Origin of the sequence: Nostoc favosum CHAB5714 (assembly GCF_020829495.1) — a bacterium.
Classification (GTDB): Bacteria; Cyanobacteriota; Cyanobacteriia; order Cyanobacteriales; family Nostocaceae; genus Nostoc; species Nostoc favosum.
Genome location: NZ_JAIVFQ010000158.1, coordinates 1 through 10,382, shown reverse-complemented (window position 1 = coordinate 10,382; position 10,382 = coordinate 1). Strand labels below are relative to the sequence as shown.

Annotated in this window: 8 protein-coding genes; all 8 read right to left on the bottom strand. The window is 50.4% G+C overall.

Translation table 11 applies throughout. The features are described from left to right. Nucleotides 1-273: 273 nt before the first annotated feature. Nucleotides 274-435, bottom strand: coding sequence for a hypothetical protein (locus LC586_RS43815; RefSeq protein WP_229490904.1), 162 nt, complete (start codon nucleotides 433-435; stop codon nucleotides 274-276). A gap of 296 nt (nucleotides 436-731) precedes the next feature. Continuing rightward, the gene (locus LC586_RS43810; protein WP_229490902.1) at nucleotides 732-1,622 is read right to left on the bottom strand and encodes a methyltransferase domain-containing protein; all 891 of its coding nucleotides are present in this window, start codon (nucleotides 1,620-1,622) and stop codon (nucleotides 732-734) included. 261 nt (nucleotides 1,623-1,883) lie between these two features. Then, nucleotides 1,884-4,871 carry a glycosyltransferase gene (locus LC586_RS43805; RefSeq protein WP_229490900.1) on the bottom strand — a complete coding sequence of 996 codons (2,988 nt, stop codon included), beginning with the start codon at nucleotides 4,869-4,871 and terminating at the stop codon, nucleotides 1,884-1,886. Nucleotides 4,872-4,973: 102 nt separating this feature from the next. Then, nucleotides 4,974-7,136: a hypothetical protein gene (locus LC586_RS43800; RefSeq protein WP_229490899.1), complete on the bottom strand. Its 2,163-nt coding sequence runs from the start codon at nucleotides 7,134-7,136 to the stop codon at nucleotides 4,974-4,976. Between the two features lie 3 nt (nucleotides 7,137-7,139). Further along, complete coding sequence (locus LC586_RS43795) at nucleotides 7,140-7,565, bottom strand: GtrA family protein (RefSeq protein ID WP_229490898.1); 426 nt, start codon at nucleotides 7,563-7,565, stop codon at nucleotides 7,140-7,142. After that, entirely contained in the window at nucleotides 7,565-8,845 is a 1,281-nt protein-coding gene (locus LC586_RS43790; protein ID WP_229490896.1) for an NAD(P)/FAD-dependent oxidoreductase, read from the bottom strand. The genes LC586_RS43795 and LC586_RS43790 overlap by 1 nt, the downstream gene beginning before the upstream one ends. Before the next feature lie 9 nt (nucleotides 8,846-8,854). Beyond that, on the bottom strand, nucleotides 8,855-9,790 hold the full coding sequence (locus LC586_RS43785; protein ID WP_229490894.1) for an NAD-dependent epimerase/dehydratase family protein: 936 nt from the start codon (nucleotides 9,788-9,790) through the stop codon (nucleotides 8,855-8,857). Then, a partial coding sequence (locus LC586_RS43780; protein WP_229490893.1) for an SDR family NAD(P)-dependent oxidoreductase occupies nucleotides 9,787-10,382 on the bottom strand: 596 nt, incomplete at its 5' end. The genes LC586_RS43780 and LC586_RS43785, both read right to left, overlap by 4 nt.

Here is a 10,382-nt window from a genome sequence, read left to right as displayed (position 1 = left end):
GTCCATCTGGAGAACTCCTTATATAGACAGCATCAATATTGCTGATCATTACTCAAAAGTATTTTCAGACAAATTGCTGAGCAAAGGAGTTATGCCGCCTCGGACATAAGAATTCGAGACGGGACACAGAGAGGAGGTATAAGGAAACTATAAGGATTTGAGGGGGAATTGGCTGAATTCCTCGCAACAACGGAACGCACGCCAAGCCGATGGAATAATTTCATAAAAAGCCATAAGCGCCCCAAGACGGAGGCATCTCGGTCAGGAAATCATTTAAATCCCAGATCTGCTCAACGGCCAGCTGCTCAGCAAAATGACGGCGATACCAGCGAGAATGACAGGCCACAACCACGGGAAAATGCCCAATTCCTCGCGATAATCAGCGAGCGCAGATTTTGAACCAATCACCGCCTTCGGCGGTTGTTCAGTACGCATACCATTGTGTAAGTACAGGGCCGTACGAAAGATTCTGGAACGTGGGAATGTCCCCGTGTCCTTTTTAACGATGCGGCTTGTTCCGGAGAACCAGACTGTTGCTAAGATTTTGATCCGCGCCTAAAAGACGCGGATATTTTTCAATTGGATGAGCAGGTCAAATACATAAACAGCCCATAAAGCCATGAAGAGGGTAGCCAAAACGGGCATTGCTGTGATTTGTATTACCTCAAACATCTCGGAGATATTTTCAGACGACAAATACTGAATGATCTAAAGCTGTCCTCAATCAAGGCTCAGACTGCTTTCAAAATCGCGATGAACTCATTACGAGGAAACGGCGTTTCAAAAACTGCCTCAAGTTGCAATTTTATCATGTCCAATTGGGTTAAAGTGTTGACAATCGATTTGAAGCTTAAGGGCGTAAATTGCCAAGCGTGCACGTCAACATATGAACCATTGCTTGAACGCCACTCGACAATCGACGATCGGATTCTTTCAACGTAAGCACTATCCAAGGCAATATCGTCATTGTCATTCTGCCAATGCCTCAAAGGATCGTTGTGCGTCGTTAAAGCCCGATGTTCAATAACACTTTGGGGTGAATGAACTTTTCGTTTCTCAAGATGCGCAGATATGATTTGAGCAATGCTCGATTCTGGTATCTTGTTGTCGAAACAATATCTCTTGTCTGGAATAATCACGTAGTATCTGCCGGCCGGATTGAGCAAGCTTCCTACCTTGTTCAGATGGTCAACAAAATCCGGTTGATGTTCAATACAATGTGCGCTCAGAACAGCATCGAATTTCTTATCCACGACGGACAAATCGCCAATAGGGGATACATAGTCGACAGTTGGAATCGCTTCTGTAGAGTATCCCTCCAGTTCTGCTCGCTCCGTAAGTTCGGCGCTGGTTCGAACGTCAAAATAGGAAACATTGTTTCCGACCAATACAGGTCGAAAATATGGGCCAATCTCCAAGACAAGGCCAACCTTCAACGCCACTTCTTTTAATGTTTCTCTGTAGGCCAACGTAGGATTAGCTACGCCCATGAGGTCCATTGGCTGAGTGTGAGAAATATCAGGGGTTGGTTGGGGTTGAGCGATCGCTGTCGGTGGATTCCAAAGAACTCTTAACTGCCGCTTGATGCGACCGGGTATTCTTGCAGCCAGTGTTTTAATCATGTGCCCCCCATTGCTCGCACGTACACGTATGCACACACTCCTGCAATATCAAATGAAGAACTATTCTCAAAATTAAGGAACCCATCACCTCGGGACGACCATCACGCAATAGGGTAAGAATTGCTCCAAATATCTCAAACGCTGTTGCTTTGACATTACCGCCTCTGCGGCAATCCTCAATAGAGATACGAGAGAACGCTACCGCGAGTCGCAATCCCTGAATTTCAGGCATTCAAAGTGCCGGAACAATACCACCACGTATTATAGGGCGTTCCCATCTTCTGCGGCACTCGCCTTGACTCTTGGCGGCCAGCCAAGAGAAAAATCTTCCCGATCGACTGTCAGATTTGGACTGTATGCGGGATCTTCTTGAAGAATTTTACCCCATCGTTGCTTAATGAATTTTGCTTCACTTGCGAAGCGTTGCTTCTTTTCTGGTGTATCTTCAAGGCCACGTGATGCGGACTCATGATGATAAAGCTCTGCATAGGGCGTCCACACATTGCGATACCCTGCCTCGCGAACGCGAATGCAAAAGTCGACATCGTTAAAAGCCACCTTGAGATTCTCTTCATCCAAACCGCCGACTTCCTGGAAGATATCTTTTCTTATGATCAAACAGGCAGCCGTTACAGCGCTAAGGGTTTGAATAAGCTGCGCACGCCAAAAATAGCCAGGAGCCCCTCGTGGAAGCCCCTTGTGGGAGTGCCCAGCTACTCCACCAAGACCCAATATGACTCCACCGTGCTGAAGTGTATCATCGGGATACCACAAGCGTGCACCAACAGCCCCCACCCCAGGCTGACTGGCTATGCTGATCATTTCACCAAGCCAATCAGCGGAGATGACTTCGATATCATTGTTGATCAGACCGACAAACTCTCCCTTTGCTTCCACTACGGCGCCATTATTCAAAGCGGAATAATTGAATGGTCTCGTATCACGGATAACACGAATCCGATCTTTGTGAGAAATAGCATCAAGATATCTTAGAGTATCCTCATCATCCGAATTGTTGTCGATGATGATTATCTCGTAGTTAGGGTATTCTGTTTTTTCAACTATGCTATCTATACATTGACGCAGCAGTTTTAACCCATTGCGTGTTGGAATTATCAGGCTTACCAGAGGAAGTGGATCTGGCAATTTGTAACGGGCCCGATACATGCCAAAATCCAGCAATTCCGACGTGGCATCAATTCCCATCCGTTGAAAGTGCTCATTGAGAACCTGCTGGCCAACACGAAGTGCATATCCCTTGTTATCGCCCGATTGAGCAGTGCTGTCCGCATGGCTGCGCCAATGATAAAGAACACGCGGAACGTGAATAATTTGATCGGGCTTCAATAGTTCGATAAAGCGCAAGGCAAGATCATAATCTTGAGAGCCTTCTGTGCCTTCTCTGAATCCACCAAGCTGCTTAACCATATCCGCCCGATAAACCCCCAAATGACAAATCATATTGTGCGACAGGAATAAGTCTGGATTCCAGTCGGACTTGAAATACGGACTAAAACGTTTCCCCACTTCATCAATTTTGTCTTCATCCGAGTAGATCAGTTTTGCAGTCGGGTTGCGTTCAAGTGCTTCAAAAATATGGTAAAGGGCCTCGGGCGCCAACACATCGTCTTGGTCCATTAACGCAATCCATTCGCCAGTCGCGAGTTCAAGTGCGCTATTGGAGGCTGCGGAGATGTGGCCATTGGCTTCACGAAAAGTGACCAGTATTCGCTTGTCTAGCGCCGCATATTTGAGAAGTTCTTCACGAACTTTTGGATTTGTAGACTTATCATCCGCGATGCAAAGTTGCCAATTTGGATAAACTTGGTCACGAACCGATTGAACAGCTTCCTGCAACCATGCCAAGTTAGGATTATAGACCGGCATCACAACGGATATTTGAGGTAGTTGCTTCGGCCCTTTCAGAAGCGCTTTGACTTTCGCAGATTCTAACTGATTAAGAGATCCGTAATTATGGAGCCATTCTGAATAATCATTTCCGAATAAAAGACCTCTCGAGCTTGCAATGGAAGCTTCCCTGGTTCTTTGTATCAAACCTGATATACCCTCACGCCGAATTATCCTGATAGCGCGCCCGACCGCTGGTTTCAGGCCACCGCTGCGACCTATCATTCTCGGAAAGGTACCAAATATTCCTACTGTATTACGGATTCTATTGCCAAAAAATCGATAAGGCGCTGTTAATCTCCAGCTCATTGAACGCTGGTACGCGAGAAGTTCATTAGCTTTCCACGAGAGCTGATTTTGAAGCTCACTTTCAAGCCGGCTCGTTTCAGAGAACTTAGATTTTAGCTCAGAAATCTCCCTTCTAAGGGTATCAACGCGATGGTTCAATTCATCGTTCTTTCGCGTCAGTCTGTCGTTCAAACTATGCTTATCTTCTATTTCAATTTCCAAACTCTGGATATGACGAGAACACTCATCTAACTCTTTTACTTTTGCGCCCAGGGCATCTTGTTTGAGAAGAACCGTGGACTCCGCCTGAACCGCAGCACCGAGCCGGGCATAAAATTCTCTGACAGCGCCCGCTCCAGCTTCAGATTTTGTGAGATCAAACATTGCGCGGATGGCAGTTGGCAACTTCTTGCCAACACCCAGAACGCCAAGCCCATGCCCGTGAAAAAATTCAAAAGATGGATAGGCTGGGCGCAACGTTTCCCATAATTTATAGACGCCAAAGCCCCGTTCCCTGACGTTCGTGTCGTGAAAAACGACCACTGCTCGATCAGAAAGCTTCGGCCTCCAAGTTTCGAAATCGTGTTCCACATCCTCAAGAAAGTGGCGCCCGTCGATGTGAAGCAAATCTATCGTCCCGTCGCTGAAATGCGTCGAGGCCTCGTCAAATGTTGACCGCACAAGGTCGGAAAACACTGAATAGTTTTTGTCGTTGTGAGTCCTTACGGTTTCGAATACCGCATCCGAGTATTGGCCGGAATGCTCATCACCCTTCCATGTGTCAACCGCATAGCAGCGTGTGTTGATTTCAAGCCTTTGCACCGCTTGACAGAACGCGAAATAGGAAAAGCCCCCGTGGGTCCCAAGTTCAACAAAAGTCCGTGGTCTGAGCGCGTCGATGAGCCAGAATGCAAAGGGTCCATGCTCCAGCCATGCAGACTCTGCCACAATATTATTCACAGGCCAGAATGAAGCCCGGGAAAGTGCCTTGTCCAAGCCTTGCAACCCAACTGCGATCGAGGCCTCGGCTTTTTGGTTAGAACCATGATTCATGAACCTTGTTTCCTTCTCAAGACGATCGTCCAGTGCCTATTATCTCAACCAATTTCGTTTGGCCGGCTACTTCACCAGAGTCGAGTTCAACATATGTGACTGCTAGCGTTGAAAAGCCGGAGTTGCCATGGCACCCCACGCTCCCCATCCCCGTCCATTGTCTTCCAGCGTTATACTCAGGTCCAATTTTTCGCCTTCCTTGCAAGTGTCAAACGCATTTATCTGCAAATATTGCCATAAATGGGGTGGGAGCGAATCCAACTGTTTTGTATCGGCAAAAATCAGCCTGCCGTTGGTTTTTACAACAAGACTTAATCCCTCGGCTGAAGGTCCGCGCAAGATTGGTACAATAACATTCTGGCACACCGCATCGAGAACATTGTACGTCACGCCACCAACGTCCTCATCGGAAGAAACCCAAGTACCACTAATCTCAGCTCCCTTGTAAGGTGTGCTGATTATGAGCGTTGGCGGTACTCCCGGACTGGCTGCAGCCCCCGAATGTATGACCTCTGTTCGAAGCGGTACGAACTCACCCGGTTGGATCAGAAAAGGTCCCTTGGGTAAAGGCGGCAAATTCAAGCGGCAGGGCGATTCGTCTTCACCAAAAATAGCCAGCAGAGATACGGGGAGAGCTGGGTCGGCAGAAGCCATGTTTACGGGCACGACAAAACCGCGATAGCTGTCGCTTAGTCCAATAGCTTTAACAACATCGGAACGAGGTTGAAGTGGGACCGTGTATCCCAGAACATTCTGACTTGAGTCGACGGCAACTATCCAACTTGGATTTTGCCGTGCAACGTTTGTCACCCAGCCAACCGCTTGCCACCCCGAAGCAGAAAGGCGCTGGACCTTATCGACGGCCCCACGTTCACAAGCTTGAGCCGGTTTATCTGTCCATTTCTTCCACCTCAATGCGGATAGTTCCGGGTTCTCTGCGAATAGATTGAGTTTGGCGTCACGCAGAAAATCAATAGCGGGCCTTATTCGGCCTGGCGTCGGGTATAATTTCAGCAATTGCTCATCAATACCCACACCAGAAGACAGAAAGTATCCAGCCTGGTTTACTGCATTCGCCTGACCGACACTTACAATATTGCCCGGCTTCAAGCTGGTCCATGCTGCAACACTCAAGGCGAGAAGAATGCACAATCCCGATCGAACCTGACGATGTGACGGCCGATGTTCGGATCTGACTGTCACTCGAAAAAGTATAGCAAAAAGTGTCATCCACAATACAAGCATAGGTGTCGCGTAACGTGACGCCAATGCTGCGCCTGTACCCAGCGCGCTCCTCCCCCAGGCCGCGCCAACAGCCGTTGCAAAGAGAAAACTTGCGAGGGTAAAGAGCCCCACAAAAGCCTCATCAAGCGACCGTCTGCGCAGAAACGGTATTAAAATACAAACTACGAATAGAATGCTGTAAGCGCCAAACAACACCAGACCACATATCGCGGCAATACCCCCTCGATTGCTGATGGGGCTACCAAGCATGCCAAAAAAGAAAGACACAAGATTGCCGAGTGTCTTTAGCGCAGGATCTCCGACGGAGGGTGCACCACGTGTCAAAACGACAAACGCACCAATGAACAATGCCGCGACGAATGCATAAAGCACCGTTTTAATCGGCCGGTAGCGGCGAAGAACAAACAGGATGATAATGGAAACAGGCAATGCGATGCCATTGCCCATCGAAAACACACCCAAGCCCGTTGTCACAAGCAATCCAGCGAACCACCAAGGGGATGTGACTTGCTCACGGTCACTTACTTTCAACCCAATAAGACAGCTTATCAGTGTGAAGATCAGCACGAGATAAAACTGAGGTTGGAAGCCCCAGAGCAAATTCTCCCATTGGGCCAGCGAGAATCCGGATGCAGAGAAAAGCAGAAAGAATGGATAGAAATACTTATTCTCTTTGTCATTGACAAACAAAAGCTTGGCCAACAGCCACGCAATACAAAATGTTGCGATGCCAATCGACACAATGAGCGGACCATTTGTTAGACTAAAAAAATAGTAATCGAGAAAGAAAAGCAGCTTTGTCGTTGCAATGACATGCTCGTTATGCGCAGCAAAAAGATACTGGAGCGAGAGTGTGTCTTGCTTTGATTTTGCCAGATCAATCGCAAATTCCCACTGATCCCAAAAAAGGGGCACCATATAGTTCCCGCGCACGAATAAAATGGAATAAATTATTAGTACCAAGGAGATCGAGCAGATCAGCGCCAGGAATATCGCGTTCCTTGTGACCATTCTAAGCATTGATTATTGTCCATCCTTACGGGCGAAAGTAAATGATTTATGCGCGAGGTAGCTGGTAACAACGGGGCTCAGGACGCCGATGATATGGGCCGTCGTGTCCGCGTTCCACGTGTAGTTGATCAGGGGGAAGAACCAGCGGGCCAGACCGACGCTGACGAGCCACACCTGCAGGAGCGACACCAGATTGACCAGACCGAACCGTATGTATTCCTGGCGCACGGAACTGCCCGACTGATCGAAGACGAACAGCTTCATCAAGATATAGGCTGTTGTCATTCCAGCCAGGTAAGCCAGCACGATTGCCGCACTGAACGGCATGATCTGCGACAGGGCAATGCGCGAGACAATGTTCACCGCAGCTGCGATACCACCCGAAATGACAAAACGCAGAAATGGCGAGGCGACGATTGCAGTCGCTCGTTCACGCATCAGACGACCGCCTCGGCCATGGACCTGCCAAAGCGGATGCTCTCCGACACACCCCGGTCTTCGGGATAGTAAAAGCATGTGTCGGCAATCTGCAGACCAGAAATCGGTGTCTGGACCTCCGGCAATTTCTCGTAAAAATTGGGCTCACAGACCGGCTGGGCATACCGAAGACGGCCCACCGTTGCATCGATGAGATCGCTTCCGGTAATGGCCGGATTGATGCGCCGGATGTAGCCGAACGCCTCATCGATGAACTGCTGATCCGTCCACTGCCATTTCGGCTGGCTGGTCGGCATATAGTAGGGCACGTACACAATCGTGTCATCCACCGGACGCAGGTTGGAAAACTCGATGATTCCGGGAATATCAATGTTTTCATCGACGATATTGAGCCAGAAATTCTTCGTGACCGACCGCTTGAGCTTGAACAGCAGGCAGACAACGCCGATGTTGCGGATGGCGTCGTATCGATCCCGCCAGGACTGCGGAAGATCCGGGGCAAGTTTGGACACCAATGGCGTCGGCACCGTAGAAATCACCGCATCGCCGGGGAAAAACCTCCCGCCTGCCGTAACACCAGTGACCTTCCCGTTCTCTGTTTCTATTTTTTCGGCCGGCGCCGCGAGATGCAGCCGCCCGCCTTTTGCTTCAAACGCAGATACCAGTGCCTTGACGAGGGTCTCGCTTCCTCCCTCGATATAGCCCAGCTCCTCCTGAAATATCGAACGACGGGAATTGCCGATGCGCTTGATGCGCGTGGCGATCCAGGATGCGGAGATATCGTCCGACAGCTCGTAGAACTTGAGCTGCATCAGCCGGCGCCAAAGCGTCTCATAGACTTCCTTGCCGGACCCGCGCTCGATCCATTGTTTGGCAGTCAATTTTTCAATGCTGTTGAAGACCTTTGCCTTCGTCGTCAAAAACATCTGCACGCCAGTGCGCAACTTCGCAATGAAGCTCAGGTGCGGGAACATTAGCAGTGAAATGGGGCTTCCCCAAGGATGGACCTTGTCTTTCATGTAATAGGCCATGGAGGTTGGCGTCCAGCGCATCTTGTCGCCGATACCGAGCTCGTTCATCAAGGCGAAGGTCGGCTTGTCGGTTTTGCAGACAAAGTGATAGTACCGCTCGATCGACAATCCATCGAAGTCAAAGTGCGCGGCCATGCCGCCCGGTTTGCTGTCCGCCTCGATCAAATCAACTTCATGACCAAGCGTTACGGCCCGGTGCGCTGCGGCAAGCCCCATCGGGCCAGCACCTATGACAATGATCCTGCTCATGTAAAATCCTCAGAAATCCAGAACGATGCCGGAATAGCGGGCATCAAGATATGTTTCTTCCAGCGCGGTGCGCAGCGGCGTTGCTTTGATGCCGAATATTTCCGGCCAATCGATCACCGGAAATGTCTCCGGTATGACCAGCGCTTCGAGCTGCCGGGTCGTGAACGGCGGATTGCTGTTGAACTTGCCGTACACGAACAACAGCGCCCAGAACAGGTGATAGGGCAGATGAACAATCCTGGCTTTCGGCTTAACCGTGTCATGTATCAGTTGGATGAGATCGCCATAGTGAATCTGCTCCAGCCCCGATATGTCATAAGTTCCTGTTGCGCGGCTGGCTAAACCGGACGCGATGATCGCGGCGAAATCGCCGACATAAAGCGGTTGACGGATAAACTTGCCATCGCCGGGAATGGGAAAGATAGCGGTCCGGTCCATAAACCTGCGCAACCAGCCCAGATGTTTGCGATCGAACCAGCCAAACATCAGCGTCGGGCGCAATATCAGATGCGGAATGTCGCCAACGGTATCGATGAATTTCTCTTGGGCGGTTTTGGAGCGCGTATAGAAATCATCGGCCTGCGAGTGCACGACCGAAGAAGAAATCTGTACGAAATAGGGAATGCTGTGCTTTCGCATGGCCGCGACAATGTTTTCAGTGGCCGTGACATTGTTGTCGGTAAACTCCTGTTCATGGAGACCGCCAATCTGCGCTTGATTGAGCACGAGTGCATCGGCGCCGGCCAGCGCATCCATCCAAGGGCCCGGCTTGGCGAGATCGGCTTCGATTGTCTCGATTTCCGGATGCATCCGCCGCAGCAAAGCGGTGTTTGTCGGGTGCTTATCGATCCCAACGATCTTGATATCCGGGTTCGTTTTCAGCCTGGCGATCAGATTCTGACCAACAAGTCCTGCAGCGCCAGTTATGATAATCCGTCGTGTCATATGCTCATCCGATTGAAAATCACCGTCGGCAGATTGCGGATGATCAGCATGATCAAACGCCAGCGACCGGGGGCGTAGAAAACTGGGCCAGTGCGATCCGCGGCACGCCGTGCCACTCGCGCAATCTGTTCGGGCGTTGCCCACAAGGCGCCTTTGCGGTTCATACCCTCCGTCATGGGCGTGATGGTTGGCCCCGGTTTGACGATGGCAGCGCGTGGACCGTTGCTGGCAAAGCGATGGGAGATACCTTCAACGAGTGTGGCAAGCCCGGCCTTGGCTGCGCCGTAGACATAATTGGCACGTCGCCCCCGATCGCCAGCCACGGATCCCAGAACGACAAGCGAACCCCTCGCCTGCCCTTCAAATACATCGGCGACAGCGAGGCACCATGCGGCAACCGAGTTGAAATTGACCTGCAATATCTCCTCGGCAACGTCCGTGGACTGCTCCGCCTCATCCTGCTCGCCCAGCACGCCATAGGCGATAAGCACATGGTCCACGCCGCCGAGCGTTGCACAGAATTGCGCAAGCGCAGAGCGCACATCCTTTGGCGCTGCCAGATCATAAACGGCAGTCTCGGCGCGAGATCGGA

Bases quoted from the DNA above. Each gene is read 5' to 3' on its own strand.
- LC586_RS43815 (WP_229490904.1), bottom strand. From the start codon at position 435: ATGCGTACTGAACAACCGCCGAAGGCGGTGATTGGTTCAAAATCTGCG.
- LC586_RS43810 (WP_229490902.1), bottom strand. From the start codon at position 1,622: ATGATTAAAACACTGGCTGCAAGAATACCCGGTCGCATCAAGCGGCAG.
- LC586_RS43805 (WP_229490900.1), bottom strand. From the start codon at position 4,871: ATGAATCATGGTTCTAACCAAAAAGCCGAGGCCTCGATCGCAGTTGGG.
- LC586_RS43800 (WP_229490899.1), bottom strand. From the start codon at position 7,136: ATGCTTAGAATGGTCACAAGGAACGCGATATTCCTGGCGCTGATCTGC.
- LC586_RS43795 (WP_229490898.1), bottom strand. From the start codon at position 7,565: ATGCGTGAACGAGCGACTGCAATCGTCGCCTCGCCATTTCTGCGTTTT.
- LC586_RS43790 (WP_229490896.1), bottom strand. From the start codon at position 8,845: ATGAGCAGGATCATTGTCATAGGTGCTGGCCCGATGGGGCTTGCCGCA.
- LC586_RS43785 (WP_229490894.1), bottom strand. From the start codon at position 9,790: ATGACACGACGGATTATCATAACTGGCGCTGCAGGACTTGTTGGTCAG.